Below are 17934 nucleotides of genomic sequence, written 5' to 3'. Positions count from 1 at the left end.
CGTCAGCCTGGTCGAGTTCTCGCCCCGTGCGCCTGCGCCGGGGCGTTTGTTTTGCCCAGCCCCTTCTGCGCGGTCCTCATCACCCGGAAGGAGGCCGAGGCTCATGGCGACGTCCGACAAGATCGCAGCCGTTGAGGAGATCACGGAGAAGCTCCGTAACTCCAACGCAGCTGTTGTGACCTCTTACACCGGACTGACTGTGGCGCAGCTCAAGCAGCTGCGTCGTTCGCTCGGCGAGAACGCTCAGTACCGTGTGGTGAAGAACACGCTGACCAAGATCGCGGCCAATGAGGCCGGGATTCAGCTGGACGAGCACCTCAGTGGCTCGACGGCTGTCGCCTTTGTGACCGGTGACCCGGTCGAGGCGGCGAAGGGTCTTCGTGACTTCGCCAAGGACAACCCCGCTCTCGTCATCAAGGGCGGTGTCCTTGAAGGCAAGGCGCTGTCCGCCGACGAGATCAAGAAGCTTGCGGACCTCGAGTCCCGCGAGGTTCTGCTCAGCAAGCTGGCCGGTGCCATGAAGGGCAAGCAGTCGCAGGCTGCCGCGCTCTTCCAGGCGCTGCCGTCGAAGTTCGTCCGCACCGCGGAAGCGCTTCGCGCCAAGCAGGCCGAGCAGGGCGGTGCCGAGTAATTCGGCTCGCACATTGGCACCCCGCGCCCAGGTACGCCTAGGCCGGGAGGCCACAGCGGGCCCGAACGTACGCCCGCCTCACATGTACATCCGGCACCAGCCGAATTAGTGGAAGGACCGCCCATCATGGCGAAGCTCAGCCAGGAAGACCTGCTCGCGCAGTTCGAGGAGATGACCCTCATCGAGCTCTCCGAGTTCGTGAAGGCGTTCGAGGAGAAGTTCGACGTCACCGCCGCCGCCCCGGCCGCCGTCGTCGCCGCCGGTGCCCCGGGTGCCCCGGCCGCCGCCGCCGAGGAGGAGAAGGACGAGTTCGACGTCATCCTCACCGGTGCCGGCGACAAGAAGATCCAGGTCATCAAGGTCGTGCGTGAGCTGACCTCCCTGGGCCTGAAGGAGGCCAAGGACCTCGTGGACGGCACCCCGAAGCCGGTCCTCGAGAAGGTCGCCAAGGACGCCGCCGAGAAGGCCGCCGAGGCCCTCAAGGGCGCCGGTGCCTCCGTCGAGGTCAAGTGACCCCACTGAGTCTCCGACTCACGTCCGTGTCACCTGAGGTGTAACGGACACCCAGCCAAGGGCGATCACCCATACGGGTGGTCGCCCTTCGGCGTGCTCGCCCGGGCTGCGTTGTCTCCGGCCGGAGTGCGAGTATGGTGATCTTCGTTGCCCGGACGTGCTCCCATGTGACGATCTCGCAGAGGTGGGGGGCCTTGACGAACCGGACGCGGCGCGCAATTCTCGGGACGCGACGCTGAAGCGATCCAGGGTTCGAGGCATGGATCGCCGACGAAGAGGGAAGCATCGGTGTGCGCCACTGGCGCAGGGCTTTCGGCAGGCGCAGGGCATTGAGAAGAACAAACGAGGGGATCCTCCGGCGCGACGGAGGACGCGACTTCCCGGAGGGAGAAGATCGGTATCACGGTGCTGAACCGGTCTCCGGAAACTCGCCCTGGACATCAGTGGGCCTTGTGGCTACACTGACCCTTTGCGCTGCCTGTTAGCTGCTCCCTGCCCGTCACCAGGGGCATATCCGAGCCCGAGCAAAGCTGGATGATCCGCCCTGACCTGGGCTTTCCCTCAGTCTGCTCGATTCGGGACCGGTACGCGCGTAGTGAGTCCGAGCCCTCGGAAGGACCCCCTCTTGGCCGCCTCGCGCAACGCCTCGACTGCCAATACGAACAACGGCGACAGCACCGCCCCGCTGCGCATCTCTTTTGCGAAGATCAAGGAGCCCCTCGGGGTTCCGAACCTCCTTGCGCTGCAGACCGAAAGCTTCGACTGGCTGCTCGGCAATGCCGCATGGAAGGGTCGCGTCGAGGCTGCGCTGGAGAGTGGGCAGGAAGTTCCCACCAAGTCCGGTCTTGAAGAGATCTTCGAAGAGATCTCCCCGATCGAGGACTTCTCCGGGTCGATGTCGCTGACGTTCCGCGACCACCGCTTCGAGCCCCCGAAGAACTCCATCGACGAGTGCAAGGAGCGCGACTTCACGTACGCCGCCCCGCTCTTCGTCACGGCGGAGTTCACCAACAACGAGACCGGTGAGATCAAGTCCCAGACGGTCTTCATGGGCGACTTCCCGCTCATGACGAACAAGGGCACCTTCGTCATCAACGGCACCGAGCGTGTCGTGGTGTCGCAGCTGGTCCGCTCGCCGGGCGTGTACTTCGACAGCTCCATCGACAAGACGTCCGACAAGGACATCTTCTCCGCCAAGATCATCCCGTCCCGGGGTGCCTGGCTGGAGATGGAGATCGACAAGCGTGACATGGTCGGTGTGCGCATCGACCGCAAGCGCAAGCAGTCCGTCACCGTCCTGCTCAAGGCGCTCGGCTGGACCACCGAGCAGATCCTCGAGGAGTTCGGCGACTACGAGTCCATGCGCGCCACCCTGGAGAAGGACCACACCCAGGGCCAGGACGACGCGCTGCTGGACATCTACCGCAAGCTGCGTCCGGGCGAGCCGCCGACCCGCGAGGCCGCGCAGACGCTGCTGGAGAACCTCTACTTCAACCCGAAGCGCTACGACCTCGCCAAGGTCGGCCGCTACAAGGTCAACAAGAAGCTCGGTGGCGACGAGCCGCTGGACGCCGGTGTGCTCACCACCGACGACGTCATCGCCACGATCAAGTACCTGGTCAAGCTGCACGCCGGCGAGACCGAGACGATCGGCGAGAACGGCACCACGATCGTCGTCGAGACCGACGACATCGACCACTTCGGCAACCGTCGTCTGCGCAACGTCGGCGAGCTCATCCAGAACCAGGTCCGCACGGGTCTGGCCCGTATGGAGCGCGTCGTGCGCGAGCGCATGACCACCCAGGACGTCGAGGCGATCACGCCGCAGACGCTGATCAACATCCGGCCGGTCGTCGCCTCCATCAAGGAGTTCTTCGGCACCAGCCAGCTGTCCCAGTTCATGGACCAGACCAACCCGCTGTCGGGTCTGACCCACAAGCGCCGTCTGTCGGCGCTGGGCCCGGGTGGTCTCTCCCGTGAGCGGGCCGGCCTGGACGTCCGTGACGTGCACCCGTCGCACTACGGCCGCATGTGCCCGATCGAGACGCCGGAAGGCCCGAACATCGGTCTGATCGGCTCGCTCGCCTCGTACGGCCGGGTCAACGTCTTCGGCTTCATCGAGACCCCGTACCGCAAGGTCGTCGACGGTCAGGTCACCGAAGAGGTGGACTACCTCACCGCCGACGAGGAGGACCGCTTCCTCATCGCCCAGGCCAACGCGAAGCTGACCGACGACATGCGGTTCGCCGAGCAGCGTGTCCTGGTCCGCCGCCGCGGCGGCGAGGTCGACCTGGTCCCCGCCGACGAGGTGCACTTCATGGACGTCTCGCCGCGCCAGATGGTGTCGGCCGCGACCGCCATGATCCCGTTCCTCGAGCACGACGACGCCAACCGCGCGCTCATGGGATCGAACATGATGCGCCAGGCCGTTCCGCTGATCAAGGCGGAGTCGCCGCTGGTCGGCACCGGCATGGAGTACCGCTGCGCGGTCGACGCCGGCGACGTCATCAAGGCGGAGAAGGACGGTGTGGTCCAGGAGGTCTCCGCGGACTACATCACCGTCGCCAACGACGACGGCACGTACACCACGTACCGCGTCGCCAAGTTCACCCGCTCCAACCAGGGCACCTCCTTCAACCAGAAGGTCGTCGTGGACGAGGGCGCGCGGGTCATCGAGGGCCAGGTCCTCGCCGACGGTCCGTCCACGGACCAGGGCGAGATGGCGCTCGGCAAGAACCTGCTCGTCGCGTTCATGCCGTGGGAGGGCCACAACTACGAGGACGCGATCATCCTGTCGCAGCGCCTCGTGCAGGACGACGTCCTCTCCTCGATCCACATCGAGGAGCACGAGGTCGACGCCCGTGACACCAAGCTGGGCCCCGAGGAGATCACCCGGGACATCCCGAACGTCTCCGAGGAGGTCCTCTCCGACCTCGACGAGCGCGGCATCATCCGGATCGGTGCCGAGGTCGTCGCCGGCGACATCCTCGTCGGCAAGGTCACGCCCAAGGGTGAGACCGAGCTGACCCCCGAGGAGCGCCTGCTCCGCGCGATCTTCGGTGAGAAGGCGCGCGAGGTGCGCGACACCTCGCTGAAGGTGCCGCACGGTGAGATCGGCAAGGTCATCGGCGTCCGCGTCTTCGACCGCGAGGAGGGCGACGAGCTGCCCCCGGGCGTGAACCAGCTGGTCCGCGTCTACGTCGCGCAGAAGCGCAAGATCACCGACGGTGACAAGCTCGCCGGCCGCCACGGCAACAAGGGCGTCATCTCGAAGATCCTGCCGGTCGAGGACATGCCGTTCCTGGAGGACGGCACCCCGGTCGACATCATCCTCAACCCGCTGGGTGTCCCGTCCCGAATGAACCCGGGACAGGTCCTGGAGATCCACCTCGGCTGGCTCGCCAGCCAGGGCTGGAAGGTCGAGGGCGGCGAGGAGTGGCAGCAGCGACTCCAGGCGATCGGCGCCGACGACGTCGCGCCGCGCACCAACGTCGCGACCCCGGTCTTCGACGGTGCGCGCGAGGACGAGCTCGCCGGCCTCTTCGAGTCGACGCTCCCCAACCGTGACGGCGAGCGGATGGTCAAGAGCTCCGGCAAGGCCCAGCTCTTCGACGGCCGCTCCGGTGAGCCGTTCCCGGACCCGATCTCGGTCGGGTACATGTACATCCTCAAGCTCCACCACCTGGTCGACGACAAGCTGCACGCCCGCTCGACCGGTCCGTACTCGATGATCACCCAGCAGCCGCTGGGTGGTAAGGCCCAGTTCGGTGGCCAGCGCTTCGGTGAGATGGAGGTGTGGGCGCTGGAGGCTTACGGCGCCGCATACGCCCTCCAGGAGCTGCTGACGATCAAGTCCGACGACGTCACCGGCCGCGTGAAGGTCTACGAGGCCATCGTCAAGGGCGAGAACATCCCGGAGCCCGGCATCCCCGAGTCCTTCAAGGTCCTCATCAAGGAGATGCAGTCCCTGTGCCTCAACGTGGAGGTGCTGTCCTCGGACGGCATGTCCATCGAGATGCGCGACACCGACGAGGACGTCTTCCGCGCTGCGGAGGAGCTCGGCATCGACCTGTCCCGGCGCGAGCCGAGCAGCGTCGAAGAGGTCTGACGGGTCTGGCCGGGAGCTTCTGCCCAGGAGTTCCCGGCCGCTCCCCGGACCCCGTTCAGACCATCTAGATACGACCCTGAGAGGGATTGACGCATAGTGCTCGACGTCAACTTCTTCGACGAGCTGCGGATCGGCCTCGCCACCGCTGACGACATCCGTCAGTGGTCCCACGGTGAGGTCAAGAAGCCGGAGACCATCAACTACCGCACCCTCAAGCCCGAAAAGGACGGCCTCTTCTGCGAGAAGATCTTCGGCCCGACCCGGGACTGGGAGTGCTACTGCGGTAAGTACAAGCGCGTCCGCTTCAAGGGCATCATCTGCGAGCGCTGCGGCGTCGAGGTCACTCGCGCCAAGGTGCGCCGTGAGCGGATGGGCCACATCGAGCTGGCCGCTCCCGTCACCCACATCTGGTACTTCAAGGGCGTCCCGAGCCGGCTGGGTTACCTGCTGGACCTGGCCCCGAAGGACCTCGAGAAGGTCATCTACTTCGCCGCGTACATGATCACGTTCGTGGACGAGGAGCGCCGCACCCGCGACCTGCCCTCGCTGGAGGCCCACGTCTCCGTCGAGCGCCAGCAGATCGAGCAGCGCCGCGACTCCGACCTGGAGGCCCGCGCCAAGAAGCTCGAGACCGACCTGGCCGAGCTGGAGGCCGAGGGCGCCAAGGCCGACGTGCGCCGCAAGGTGCGCGAGGGTGCCGAGCGTGAGATGAAGCAGCTGCGCGACCGAGCGCAGCGCGAGATCGACCGCCTCGACGAGGTCTGGAACCGCTTCAAGAACCTCAAGGTCCAGGACCTGGAGGGCGACGAGCTGCTCTACCGCGAGCTGCGTGACCGCTTCGGCACGTACTTCGACGGTTCGATGGGTGCCGCGGCGCTGCAGAAGCGCCTCGAGACCTTCGACCTGGAGGAGGAGGCCGAGCGCCTCCGCGAGATCATCCGGACCGGCAAGGGCCAGAAGAAGACCCGTGCGCTCAAGCGCCTGAAGGTCGTCTCCGCCTTCCTGCAGACCCGCAACAGCCCCAAGGGCATGGTGCTGGACTGCATCCCGGTGATCCCGCCGGACCTGCGTCCGATGGTGCAGCTGGACGGTGGCCGCTTCGCGACCTCCGACCTGAACGACCTGTACCGCCGTGTCATCAACCGCAACAACCGCCTGAAGCGGCTTCTCGACCTCGGCGCGCCCGAGATCATCGTGAACAACGAGAAGCGCATGCTCCAGGAGGCCGTCGACGCGCTCTTCGACAACGGCCGCCGCGGCCGCCCGGTCACGGGCCCCGGCAACCGTCCGCTGAAGTCGCTGTCCGACATGCTCAAGGGCAAGCAGGGCCGCTTCCGTCAGAACCTGCTCGGTAAGCGCGTCGACTACTCGGCCCGTTCCGTCATCGTCGTCGGCCCGCAGCTGAAGCTGCACCAGTGCGGTCTGCCCAAGGCCATGGCGCTGGAGCTCTTCAAGCCGTTCGTGATGAAGCGCCTGGTGGACCTGAACCACGCGCAGAACATCAAGTCGGCCAAGCGCATGGTCGAGCGCGGCCGCACCGTCGTGTACGACGTCCTCGAAGAGGTCATCGCCGAGCACCCGGTGCTGCTGAACCGTGCGCCCACCCTGCACCGCCTCGGCATCCAGGCCTTCGAGCCGCAGCTGGTCGAGGGCAAGGCCATCCAGATCCACCCGCTCGTCTGCACCGCGTTCAACGCGGACTTCGACGGTGACCAGATGGCCGTCCACCTCCCGCTGTCCGCGGAGGCGCAGGCCGAGGCCCGCATCCTGATGCTGTCCTCGAACAACATCCTCAAGCCGGCCGACGGCCGTCCGGTCACCATGCCGACCCAGGACATGGTGCTCGGCCTCTTCTTCCTCACCACGGATGAAGAGGAGCGCGAGGTCAAGGGCGAGGGCCGGGCCTTCGGCTCGGTCGCCGAGGCGATCATGGCCTTCGACGCCCGCGAGCTCTCGCTGCAGGCGAAGGTCGACATCCGCTTCCCGATCGGCACGGTTCCGCCCCGCGGCTGGACCCCGCCGGTTCCGGAGGAGGGCGAGCCCGAGTGGCAGCAGGGTGACAGCTTCCGGCTGCGGACGACCCTGGGCCGTGCGCTCTTCAACGAGCTGCTGCCCGAGGACTACCCGTTCGTCGACTACTCGGTGGGCAAGAAGCAGCTCTCCGCGATCGTCAACGACCTGGCCGAGCGCTACCCGAAGGTCATCGTGGCGGCGACGCTCGACAACCTGAAGGCGGCCGGCTTCCACTGGGCGACCCGTTCCGGCGTCACCGTCGCCGTGTCGGACATCGTCGTGCCGGAGGCCAAGAAGGCCATCGTCGCGGGCTACGAGGCCCAGGACGAGAAGGTCCAGAAGCAGTACGAGCGCGGTCTGATCACCAAGGACGAGCGCACTCAGGAACTGATCAACATCTGGACCAAGGCGACCAACGAGGTCGCCGAGGCGATGAACGAGAACTTCCCCAAGACGAACCCCATCTTCATGATGGTTGACTCGGGTGCCCGAGGAAACATGATGCAGATGCGGCAGATCGCCGGTATGCGTGGTCTGGTGTCGAACGCGAAGAACGAGACCATCCCGCGTCCCATCAAGGCGTCGTTCCGCGAGGGTCTGTCCGTGCTGGAGTACTTCATCTCCACGCACGGTGCCCGTAAGGGTCTGGCGGACACCGCCCTTCGTACCGCCGACTCCGGTTACCTCACCCGTCGTCTGGTCGACGTCTCCCAGGACGTCATCATCCGCGAGGAGGACTGCGGCACCGAGCGCGGCCTCAAGCTGCGGATCGCCTCGAAGGACGCCGCCGGTGTCCTGCGCAAGGCGGACGACGTGGAGTCCAGCGTCTACGCCCGCATGCTGGCGGAAGACGTGGTCGTCGACGGCAAGGTCGTCGCCTCCGCGAACGTCGACCTCGGTGACGTGCTCATCGACCAGCTGGTCGCGCACGGCGTCGAGGAGGTCAAGACCCGCTCGGTCCTGACCTGTGAGTCCGCGGTCGGCACCTGCGCCTTCTGCTACGGCCGTTCGCTGGCCACCGGCAAGCTGGTCGACATCGGTGAGGCGGTCGGCATCATCGCCGCCCAGTCCATCGGTGAGCCCGGCACCCAGCTGACGATGCGTACCTTCCACACCGGTGGTGTGGCCGGTGACGACATCACCCTGGGTCTGCCGCGTGTCGTCGAGCTCTTCGAGGCCCGTACGCCCAAGGGTGTCGCCCCGATCTCGGAGGCGGCCGGCCGCGTCCGGATCGAGGAGACCGAGAAGACCAAGAAGGTCATCGTCACGCCGGACGACGGCAGCGACGAGACGGCCTACGGCGTCTCCAAGCGCGCCCGTCTGCTGGTGGGCGAGGGCGACCACGTCCAGGTCGGCCAGCCGCTGACCGTGGGTGCGATCAACCCGCACGACGTGCTGCGGATCCTCGGCCAGCGTGCCGTCCAGGTCCACCTGGTCGGCGAGGTCCAGAAGGTCTACAACAGCCAGGGCGTGGCGATCCACGACAAGCACATCGAGATCATCATCCGGCAGATGCTGCGCCGCGTGACGATCATCGAGTCCGGCGACGCGGAGCTGCTGCCGGGCGAGCTGGTGGAGCGCACGAAGTTCGAGAGCGAGAACCGTCGCGTCGTGGCGGAAGGCGGCCACCCGGCCTCCGGCCGTCCGCAGCTGATGGGTATCACCAAGGCTTCGCTGGCGACGGAATCCTGGCTGTCGGCCGCCTCCTTCCAGGAGACGACCCGAGTCCTGACGGACGCGGCGATCAACGCCAAGTCCGACAGCCTCATCGGCCTCAAGGAGAACGTCATCATCGGTAAGCTCATCCCGGCCGGTACGGGCCTGTCCCGTTACCGCAACATCCGGGTCGAGCCCACCGAGGAGGCCAAGGCCGCGATGTACTCGGCCGTCGGTTACGACGACATCGACTACTCGCCCTTCGGCACCGGCTCCGGCCAGGCGGTCCCGCTGGAGGACTACGACTACGGCCCGTACAACCAGTAATCCTGGTCCGTACACCGTCCACAGGGCGGCCACCCTCCGGGGTGGCCGCCCTGCGGCATTGGGGGCCGCGCGGGGGAACTTGTCCTCCCATCCCTGCGTCTCTGATGAGAAGATGGGGAGAACTGTCGAGCGGGGGGAGGGTCGCGACGTGGCATTCCAGCCGTGGCAGGGCGGGCAGCCCGCTCAGCCGTGGAATCAGGTGCCTGCCATGCGTGCCTCGCACGCCGATCGTGAGCGGACGGTCGATGTGCTCAAGGCGGGGTTCGCCGAGGGGCGGCTGTCGCAGCCGGAGTACGAGCAGCGGCTGACCCGGGCGTACAAGGCGCAGACCCACACCGAGTTGCAGATGCTGGTCTCGGACCTGCCGATGGGGCCGGTGCCGCAGGCCCAGTTCGTACCGCAGCGGCCGGTGCCGGCGACGTTCATGCCGATGCAGATGCCGCCGCCGCAGGCGACCAACGGTTCGGCGACCGGTGCGCTGGTCTGCGGGCTGATGACGCCGGTGACCTGGGGGCTGACCGCGATCCCGGCGGTGATCCTGGGCCACAAGGCGCGCGCCGAGATCCGCCGCACCGGGGAGCGCGGGGACGGGCAGGCGCTCACCGGACTGATCCTGGGCTGGCTGGCGATCGGTGGCTGGGCGCTGATGTTCCTGGTGTGGATCCTGCTCGCGGCGGTCAATCTCTGACGGTGTTGCGGGGCCGCCCGCGCCTTCTTCCGTACGCGCCGCTCGCGCACTACGGTGGCGGCAGCGCCGTGACGAGTCCGGCGTGTCCTTCGCGTGTGCATTTGTTTTGACCGCAGCCAATGCGGTAGGTACGCTCTGACCTTGTGCCTGGGGTGTCCCTGGGCTGCCGTGCGCGCAATCTCCCCAAGCCACCGGCCGGGAGGCCACCAGCACGGAAGCCGGGTCTCGACACCGCAATCTGCCGCCTTCTCGTTCCAGCGGGGACCGGACTGCAGTATTCGACACACCCGACCGCGTGGGTCGGGAGCGTTCCAGGTTAGCTTTACCGAGACTGGCACACAGAAACCGGAGAAACGGTGCCTACGATCCAGCAGCTGGTCCGCAAGGGCCGGCAGGACAAGGTCGAGAAGAACAAGACGCCCGCACTCGAGGGTTCCCCCCAGCGCCGCGGCGTCTGCACGCGTGTTTTCACCACCACCCCGAAGAAGCCGAACTCGGCCCTGCGTAAGGTCGCGCGTGTGCGTCTGACCAGCGGGATCGAGGTCACCGCTTACATTCCGGGTGAGGGCCACAACCTCCAGGAGCACTCGATCGTGCTCGTGCGTGGCGGCCGTGTGAAGGACCTGCCGGGTGTTCGGTACAAGATCATCCGCGGCTCCCTCGACACGCAGGGCGTCAAGAACCGCAAGCAGGCTCGCAGCCGCTACGGCGCCAAGAAGGAGAAGTAAGAATGCCTCGTAAGGGCCCCGCCCCGAAGCGCCCGGTCATCATCGACCCGGTCTACGGTTCTCCTCTGGTGACCTCCCTCATCAACAAGGTGCTGCTGAACGGAAAGCGCTCCACCGCTGAGCGCATCGTTTACGGCGCCATGGAGGGGCTGCGCGAGAAGACCGGCAACGACCCGGTCATCACCCTCAAGCGCGCGCTCGAGAACATCAAGCCGACCCTCGAGGTCAAGTCCCGCCGCGTCGGTGGCGCGACCTACCAGGTCCCGGTCGAGGTCAAGCCCGGCCGTGCCGCCACCCTCTCGCTCCGCTGGCTCGTGGGCTACTCGCGCGCCCGTCGCGAGAAGACCATGACCGAGCGCCTCATGAACGAACTGCTCGACGCCTCCAACGGCCTCGGCGCTTCGGTCAAGAAGCGTGAGGACACGCACAAGATGGCCGAGTCCAACAAGGCCTTCGCGCACTACCGCTGGTAGTCGCAACCCACATCGAGACCGAGAGAAGATTGAGCCACTATGGCTACCACTTCGCTTGACCTGGCCAAGGTCCGCAACATCGGGATCATGGCCCACATCGACGCGGGCAAGACGACCACCACCGAGCGGATCCTGTTCTACACCGGTGTTTCTTACAAGATCGGTGAGGTCCACGACGGCGCTGCCACGATGGACTGGATGGAGCAGGAGCAGGAGCGCGGCATCACGATCACGTCTGCCGCGACGACCTGCCACTGGCCGCTGGACAACGTCGACAACACCATCAACATCATCGACACCCCGGGCCACGTCGACTTCACCGTCGAGGTGGAGCGCTCGCTGCGCGTGCTCGACGGTGCGGTGACGGTGTTCGACGGTGTTGCCGGTGTGGAGCCCCAGTCCGAGACCGTTTGGCGTCAGGCGGACCGCTACGGCGTTCCGCGCATCTGCTTCGTCAACAAGCTCGACCGTACGGGCGCCGAGTTCCACCGCTGCGTCGACATGATCACGGACCGCCTCGGCGCGACCCCGATCGTGATGCAGCTGCCCATCGGTACCGAGATGGACTTCAAGGGTGTCGTCGACCTCGTCAAGATGAAGGCTCTCGTCTGGTCGGCCGAGGCCGCCAAGGGCGAGATGTACGACACCGTCGACATCCCGGACACGCACATCGAGGCCGCCGACGAATGGCGCGGCAAGCTCCTCGAGGTCGTCGCCGAGAACGACGAAGAGATCATGGAGCTGTACCTGGAGGGCCAGGAGCCCACCGAGGAGCAGCTCTACGCGGCGATCCGCCGGATCACCATCGCCTCCGGCAAGGCTGACGTCACCACCGTCACGCCGGTGTTCTGCGGTACCGCGTTCAAGAACAAGGGCGTCCAGCCCCTGCTCGACGCGGTCGTGCGCTACCTCCCCTCCCCGCTCGACGTCGAGGCCATCGAGGGCCACGCCGTCAACGACCCGGAGGAGGTCGTCAAGCGCAAGCCGTCCGAGGACGAGCCGCTGGCCGCCCTTGCGTTCAAGATTGCGAGCGACCCCCACCTGGGCAAGCTCACCTTCATCCGGGTGTACTCGGGCCGCCTCGAGGCCGGCTCGCAGGTGCAGAACTCGGTGAAGGGCAAGAAGGAGCGCATCGGCAAGATCTACCGGATGCACGCGAACAAGCGTGAGGAGATCGACTCGGTGGGTGCCGGTGACATCGTCGCCGTCATGGGTCTGAAGCAGACCACCACCGGTGAGACCCTCTGTGACTCCGCCAACCAGGTCATCCTGGAGTCGATGGAGTTCCCGGCCCCGGTCATCCAGGTCGCCATCGAGCCCAAGTCCAAGGGCGACCAGGAGAAGCTGGGTGTCGCCATCCAGCGTCTCGCCGAAGAGGACCCCTCGTTCCAGGTGCACACCGACGAGGAGACCGGCCAGACCATCATCGCGGGTATGGGCGAGCTGCACCTCGACGTGCTGGTCGACCGTATGAAGCGTGAGTTCCGGGTCGAGGCCAACGTCGGCAAGCCGCAGGTCGCCTACCGCGAGACCCTGCGCAAGGCGGTCGAGCGCCTGGACTACACGCACAAGAAGCAGACCGGTGGTTCCGGTCAGTTCGCGAAGGTCCAGATCGCGCTGGAGCCCCTCGAGGGCGACGGGTACGAGTTCGAGAACAAGGTCACCGGTGGCCGTATCCCGCGGGAGTACATCCCGTCCGTGGACGCGGGCTGCCAGGAGGCCATGGAGTTCGGTGTTCTCGCCGGCTACCCGCTGACCGGCGTCAAGGTCACGCTGCTTGACGGCGCGTTCCACGAGGTCGACTCGTCCGAGATGGCCTTCAAGATCGCCGGCTCGATGGCCTTCAAGGAGGCCGCCCGCAAGGCCTCCCCGGCCCTGCTCGAGCCGATGATGAAGGTCGAGGTCACCACGCCCGAGGACTACATGGGCGACGTGATCGGCGACATCAACTCCCGCCGTGGTCAGATCCAGTCCATGGAGGACCGCAGCGGTGCCAAGCTCGTCACGGGCCTGGTTCCCCTCTCGGAGATGTTCGGCTACGTCGGAGACCTCCGCAGCAAGACGTCGGGTCGCGCGAGCTACTCGATGCAGTTCGACTCCTACGCCGAGGTTCCGCGGAACGTCGCCGAGGAGATCATCGCGAAGGCCAAGGGCGAGTAACTCCGGTCCCGTAAGAACCGGAGCGCAACACGCTTTAGGCTTGACACCGTCTGATGGGGGTAATCCCCGCAAACCGTGAGGATTGCCCCCGTCAGCCGGCACCCCAGCAAAGATCACCTGGCGCCGATGAGTAAGGCGTACAGAACCACTCCACAGGAGGACCCCAGTGGCGAAGGCGAAGTTCGAGCGGACTAAGCCGCACGTCAACATCGGCACCATCGGTCACATCGACCACGGTAAGACGACCCTCACGGCCGCCATTACCAAGGTGCTGCACGACGCGTACCCGGACCTGAACGAGGCCTCGGCCTTCGACCAGATCGACAAGGCTCCTGAGGAGCGCCAGCGCGGTATCACCATCTCCATCGCGCACGTCGAGTACCAGACCGAGTCGCGTCACTACGCGCACGTCGACTGCCCCGGTCACGCGGACTACATCAAGAACATGATCACCGGTGCGGCGCAGATGGACGGCGCCATCCTCGTGGTCGCCGCGACCGACGGCCCGATGCCGCAGACCAAGGAGCACGTGCTCCTGGCCCGCCAGGTCGGCGTTCCGTACATCGTTGTCGCCCTGAACAAGGCCGACATGGTGGACGACGAGGAGATCCTGGAGCTCGTCGAGCTCGAGGTCCGTGAGCTCCTCTCCGAGTACGAGTTCCCCGGCGACGACGTTCCGGTCGTCAAGGTCTCGGCGCTCAAGGCGCTCGAGGGCGACGCCGAGTGGGGCAAGTCCGTCCTCGACCTGATGAAGGCCGTCGACGAGTCGATCCCGCAGCCCGAGCGTGACGTCGACAAGCCGTTCCTGATGCCGATCGAGGACGTCTTCACGATCACCGGTCGTGGCACCGTCGTCACCGGTCGTATCGAGCGCGGTGTCCTGAAGGTCAACGAGACCGTCGACATCATCGGCATCAAGACCGAGAAGACCACCACCACGGTCACCGGTATCGAGATGTTCCGCAAGCTGCTCGACGAGGGCCAGGCCGGTGAGAACGTCGGTCTGCTGCTCCGCGGCATCAAGCGCGAGGACGTCGAGCGCGGCCAGGTCATCATCAAGCCGGGCTCGGTCACCCCGCACACCGAGTTCGAGGCGCAGGCCTACATCCTGTCCAAGGACGAGGGTGGCCGCCACACGCCGTTCTTCAACAACTACCGTCCGCAGTTCTACTTCCGTACCACGGACGTGACGGGCGTTGTGACCCTCCCCGAGGGCACCGAGATGGTCATGCCGGGCGACAACACCGAGATGTCCGTCCAGCTGATCCAGCCGGTCGCCATGGAGGAGGGCCTGAAGTTCGCCATCCGTGAGGGTGGCCGGACCGTCGGCGCCGGCCAGGTCACCAAGATCGTCAAGTAAGACGGTCCGCTCGACCTGGTAGCTCCCCGGAGCACCCCAAGGAGCCCCGCACACCGCAAGGTGGGCGGGGCTCCTTGACAGTTGGGGATCGATTGGCCTTGGGTGCCGGGCGTATGGCACACTGTCCAGGTTGCTCGGTTGAGTGCCGATGCTGCGCGCCTCCCGCCGGGAGGACCGGAAGCGAGTCCCAGGTATTCGTCGTCCCTCTTCAGGGGCGGAAGTACGGGAATCTTCCGGGAAGCGTCAGCGGGGTGCCTCGGCCAGGCGCCCGGTGGGTGTCCTTCCCCCGCCTCCTCCTTCTTGAGGGATCTTCCGTGCGGAGATTTACGAGAAGGGGTGCGACACGCCCGACCGCGTGGGTCGGAGAAGGACGGTGCTTCTTCTGAGGCGCAGCACACCGGGTCCCAGAGCGTTACGAGAGACAGGACTACGAAGTAGCCATGGCGGGACAGAAGATCCGCATCCGGCTCAAGGCCTACGACCACGAGGTCATCGACTCCTCGGCGAAGAAGATCGTCGAGACGGTGACCCGCACTGGTGCGTCGGTCGCGGGCCCGGTGCCGCTGCCCACTGAAAAGAACGTGTACTGCGTCATCAAGTCGCCGCACAAGTACAAGGACTCGCGCGAGCACTTCGAGATGCGCACGCACAAGCGCCTGATCGACATCCTCGACCCGACGCCGAAGACCGTTGACTCCCTGATGCGACTCGACCTCCCGGCCGGTGTCGACATCGAGATCAAGCTCTGAGGGTCGGTGATCTGAGAGATGGCTAAGCAGATCAAGGGCATCCTGGGCGAGAAGCTCGGTATGACGCAGGTGTGGGACGAGAACAACCGCGTTGTTCCGGTCACCGTCGTCAAGGCCGGGCCCTGTGTCGTTACCCAGGTGCGCACCAATGACCAGGACGGCTACGACTCCGTCCAGATCGCCTTCGGCGAGATCGACCCGCGCAAGGTGAACAAGCCCCTCAAGGGCCACTTCGCGAAGGCCGACGTCACCCCCCGCCGTCACCTCGTCGAGGTCCGTACTCCCGACGCCGGTGAGTACACCCTCGGCCAGGAGCTGACCGCTGAGACCTTCGAGTCCGGCGTCAAGGTGGACGTGACCGGCAAGAGCAAGGGCAAGGGCTTCGCCGGTGTCATGAAGCGTCACGGCTTCGGCGGCGGCAAGGCCTCGCACGGTGCCCACCGCGTGCACCGCAAGCCGGGCTCCATCGGTGGCTGCGCCACCCCGGGCCGCGTGTTCAAGGGCATGCGGATGGCCGGCCGTATGGGCAATGAGCGGGTCACCACCCAGAACCTGACCGTCCACGCCGTTGACGCGGAGAAGGGTCTGCTGCTCATCAAGGGCGCAGTTCCTGGTCCGAACGGCGGCCTCGTCCTGGTCCGTACCGCGGCCAAGGGGGCCTGAGGTAACCGATGAGCACCATTGACATCCTTTCGCCTGCTGGCGACAAGGCCGGGTCCGTCGAGCTCCCTGCGGAGATCTTCGACGCCAAGGTCAGCATCCCGCTGATCCACCAGGTCGTTGTTGCGCAGCTGGCCGCGGCCCGTCAGGGCACGCACAAGACCAAGACCCGCGGCGAGGTCCGCGGCGGTGGCAAGAAGCCTTACCGCCAGAAGGGCACCGGCCGCGCGCGCCAGGGTTCGACCCGTGCGCCGCAGTTCGCCGGCGGTGGCATCGTCCACGGCCCCGTGCCGCGTGACTACAGCCAGCGGACCCCGAAGAAGATGAAGGCCGCCGCCCTGCGCGGTGCCCTCACCGACCGGGCCCGCAACAGCCGCATCCACGTCGTTTCCGGCGTGGTCGAGGGCGACATCTCCACCAAGGCCGCCAAGGCTCTCCTCGGCAAGGTCAGCGAGCGCAAGAACGTGCTCCTGGTCGCCGAGCGCAGCGACGAGGCCGCGTGGCTGTCCGCCCGCAACCTGCCCCAGGTTCACATCCTGGAGCCGGGCCAGCTGAACACGTACGACGTGCTCGTCTCCGACGACGTGGTCTTCACCAAGGCCGCCTTCGAGTCCTTCGTGTCCGGCCCCAAGGCCAACGCTGAGACCGAAGGGAGCGACGCCTGATGACTGAGGCCGTCGTCACCAGCAAGACCTTCACGGACCCGCGTGACATTCTCGTCAAGCCGGTGGTTTCCGAGAAGAGCTACGCGCTGCTGGACGAGAACAAGTACACGTTCGTCGTCGACCCGCGTGCCAACAAGACCCAGATCAAGCAGGCCGTCGAGGCGGTCTTCTCGGTCAAGGTCACCGGGGTCAACACGATCAACCGGCAGGGCAAGCGCAAGCGCACCCGCACCGGTTACGGCAAGCGCGCCAACACCAAGCGCGCCATCGTGACCCTCGCCGAGGGCGACCGTATCGACATCTTCGGCGGCCCGGTCTCCTAACGGAGTCCGAGTCGTCCGGAATCGGACGAGGACTGAGAAATGGGTATCCGCAAGTACAAGCCGACGACCCCGGGCCGTCGTGGCTCCAGCGTCGCCGACTTTGTCGAGATCACGCGGTCCACGCCGGAGAAGTCGCTGGTCCGCCCGCTGCACAGCAAGGGCGGCCGTAACAACGCCGGTCGTGTGACCGTTCGCCACCAGGGCGGTGGCCACAAGCGCGCCTACCGCGTGATCGACTTCCGTCGTCACGACAAGGACGGCGTGCCGGCCAAGGTCGCGCACATCGAGTACGACCCGAACCGCACCGCGCGCATCGCGCTGCTGCACTACGCAGACGGCGAGAAGCGCTACATCATCGCGCCCCGTGGCCTGGTCCAGGGTGCTCGGATTGAGAACGGCCCTGGCGCCGACATCAAGCCGGGCAACAACCTGCCGCTGCGCCACATCCCCGTGGGTACGACGATCCACGCGATCGAGCTGCGTCCGGGCGGCGGTGCGAAGTTCGCCCGCTCGGCCGGTGCCTCCGTGCAGCTGCTGGCGAAGGAGGGCGCGATGGCCCACCTTCGTATGCCGTCCGGTGAGATCCGCCTGGTCGACGTGCGCTGCCGCGCCACCGTCGGCGAGGTCGGCAACGCCGAGCAGTCGAACATCAACTGGGGCAAGGCCGGCCGCATGCGCTGGAAGGGCGTCCGCCCGACCGTGCGTGGTGTCGTGATGAACCCGGTCGACCACCCGCACGGTGGTGGTGAGGGCAAGACCTCCGGTGGTCGCCACCCGGTCTCGCCCTGGGGCCAGAAGGAGGGTCGTACTCGCTCGCCGAAGAAGGCCAGCAACAAGTACATCGTCCGCCGCCGCAAGACGAACAAGAAGCGCTAGGAGC

General features: G+C 66.4%; 14 protein-coding genes. All 14 read left to right on the top strand.

From position 1 onward, the window contains the following. The first annotated feature begins 103 nt into the window (after positions 1-103). The 14 genes from rplJ (at position 104) to rplB (ending at position 17930) form a co-directional block, all read left to right on the top strand. Positions 104-631, top strand: coding sequence for a 50S ribosomal protein L10 (rplJ, locus tag ACGF4C_RS21685; protein WP_030413003.1), 528 nt, complete (start codon positions 104-106; stop codon positions 629-631). A 126-nt stretch (positions 632-757) separates the two neighbouring features. After that, on the top strand, positions 758-1144 hold the full coding sequence (gene rplL, locus ACGF4C_RS21680) for a 50S ribosomal protein L7/L12 (protein ID WP_030413004.1): 387 nt from the start codon (positions 758-760) through the stop codon (positions 1142-1144). Between the two features lie 625 nt (positions 1145-1769). Further along, positions 1770-5252 carry a DNA-directed RNA polymerase subunit beta gene (gene rpoB, locus ACGF4C_RS21675; protein WP_030413005.1) on the top strand — a complete coding sequence of 1161 codons (3483 nt, stop codon included), beginning with the start codon at positions 1770-1772 and terminating at the stop codon, positions 5250-5252. 96 nt (positions 5253-5348) lie between these two features. Then, positions 5349-9248 (top strand): DNA-directed RNA polymerase subunit beta', encoded by a 3900-nt coding sequence (locus ACGF4C_RS21670; protein ID WP_030413006.1) that lies wholly within the window; start codon positions 5349-5351, stop codon positions 9246-9248. A 208-nt stretch (positions 9249-9456) separates the two neighbouring features. Continuing rightward, the gene (locus ACGF4C_RS21665) at positions 9457-9936 is read left to right on the top strand and encodes a DUF1707 and DUF4190 domain-containing protein (protein WP_393568359.1); all 480 of its coding nucleotides are present in this window, start codon (positions 9457-9459) and stop codon (positions 9934-9936) included. 356 nt (positions 9937-10292) lie between these two features. Continuing rightward, a complete protein-coding gene (rpsL, locus tag ACGF4C_RS21660) occupies positions 10293-10664 on the top strand; it encodes a 30S ribosomal protein S12 (RefSeq protein ID WP_003948652.1) in 372 nt (123 codons plus the stop codon). A 2-nt stretch (positions 10665-10666) separates the two neighbouring features. Then, positions 10667-11137, top strand: coding sequence for a 30S ribosomal protein S7 (rpsG, locus tag ACGF4C_RS21655; RefSeq protein WP_004571813.1), 471 nt, complete (start codon positions 10667-10669; stop codon positions 11135-11137). Between the two features lie 39 nt (positions 11138-11176). Next, positions 11177-13297 carry an elongation factor G gene (gene fusA / locus ACGF4C_RS21650; RefSeq protein ID WP_310725983.1) on the top strand — a complete coding sequence of 707 codons (2121 nt, stop codon included), beginning with the start codon at positions 11177-11179 and terminating at the stop codon, positions 13295-13297. Between the two features lie 166 nt (positions 13298-13463). Then, a complete protein-coding gene (tuf, locus tag ACGF4C_RS21645; RefSeq protein WP_030413010.1) occupies positions 13464-14657 on the top strand; it encodes an elongation factor Tu in 1194 nt (397 codons plus the stop codon). A 440-nt stretch (positions 14658-15097) separates the two neighbouring features. Beyond that, on the top strand, positions 15098-15406 hold the full coding sequence (rpsJ, locus tag ACGF4C_RS21640) for a 30S ribosomal protein S10 (RefSeq protein ID WP_003948644.1): 309 nt from the start codon (positions 15098-15100) through the stop codon (positions 15404-15406). Between the two features lie 18 nt (positions 15407-15424). After that, positions 15425-16069 carry a 50S ribosomal protein L3 gene (gene rplC / locus ACGF4C_RS21635; protein ID WP_030413011.1) on the top strand — a complete coding sequence of 215 codons (645 nt, stop codon included), beginning with the start codon at positions 15425-15427 and terminating at the stop codon, positions 16067-16069. An 8-nt stretch (positions 16070-16077) separates the two neighbouring features. Beyond that, the gene (gene rplD, locus ACGF4C_RS21630) at positions 16078-16731 is read left to right on the top strand and encodes a 50S ribosomal protein L4 (protein WP_030413012.1); all 654 of its coding nucleotides are present in this window, start codon (positions 16078-16080) and stop codon (positions 16729-16731) included. Continuing rightward, the gene (rplW, locus tag ACGF4C_RS21625; protein ID WP_030413013.1) at positions 16731-17054 is read left to right on the top strand and encodes a 50S ribosomal protein L23; all 324 of its coding nucleotides are present in this window, start codon (positions 16731-16733) and stop codon (positions 17052-17054) included. The genes rplD and rplW overlap by 1 nt, the downstream gene beginning before the upstream one ends. A 39-nt stretch (positions 17055-17093) precedes the next feature. Further along, positions 17094-17930, top strand: coding sequence for a 50S ribosomal protein L2 (gene rplB, locus ACGF4C_RS21620; RefSeq protein WP_030413014.1), 837 nt, complete (start codon positions 17094-17096; stop codon positions 17928-17930). Positions 17931-17934 lie beyond the last annotated feature (4 nt).

This window comes from Streptomyces sp. NPDC048197 (assembly GCF_043202395.1).
Lineage (GTDB): Bacteria > Actinomycetota > Actinomycetes > Streptomycetales > Streptomycetaceae > Streptomyces > Streptomyces siderophoricus.
This window is presented reverse-complemented; position numbering and strand designations above follow the sequence as displayed.

Excerpts from the sequence above, each read along its gene's own strand:
- rplJ (WP_030413003.1), top strand. The coding sequence starts at position 104 with ATGGCGACGTCCGACAAGATCGCAGCCGTTGAGGAGATCACGGAGAAG.
- rplW (WP_030413013.1), top strand. The coding sequence starts at position 16,731 with ATGACTGAGGCCGTCGTCACCAGCAAGACCTTCACGGACCCGCGTGAC.
- ACGF4C_RS21665 (WP_393568359.1), top strand. The coding sequence starts at position 9,457 with ATGCGTGCCTCGCACGCCGATCGTGAGCGGACGGTCGATGTGCTCAAG.
- rpsG (WP_004571813.1), top strand. The coding sequence starts at position 10,667 with ATGCCTCGTAAGGGCCCCGCCCCGAAGCGCCCGGTCATCATCGACCCG.
- rplB (WP_030413014.1), top strand. The coding sequence starts at position 17,094 with ATGGGTATCCGCAAGTACAAGCCGACGACCCCGGGCCGTCGTGGCTCC.
- rplD (WP_030413012.1), top strand. The coding sequence starts at position 16,078 with ATGAGCACCATTGACATCCTTTCGCCTGCTGGCGACAAGGCCGGGTCC.
- rplC (WP_030413011.1), top strand. The coding sequence starts at position 15,425 with ATGGCTAAGCAGATCAAGGGCATCCTGGGCGAGAAGCTCGGTATGACG.
- rplL (WP_030413004.1), top strand. The coding sequence starts at position 758 with ATGGCGAAGCTCAGCCAGGAAGACCTGCTCGCGCAGTTCGAGGAGATG.
- fusA (WP_310725983.1), top strand. The coding sequence starts at position 11,177 with ATGGCTACCACTTCGCTTGACCTGGCCAAGGTCCGCAACATCGGGATC.
- rpsJ (WP_003948644.1), top strand. The coding sequence starts at position 15,098 with ATGGCGGGACAGAAGATCCGCATCCGGCTCAAGGCCTACGACCACGAG.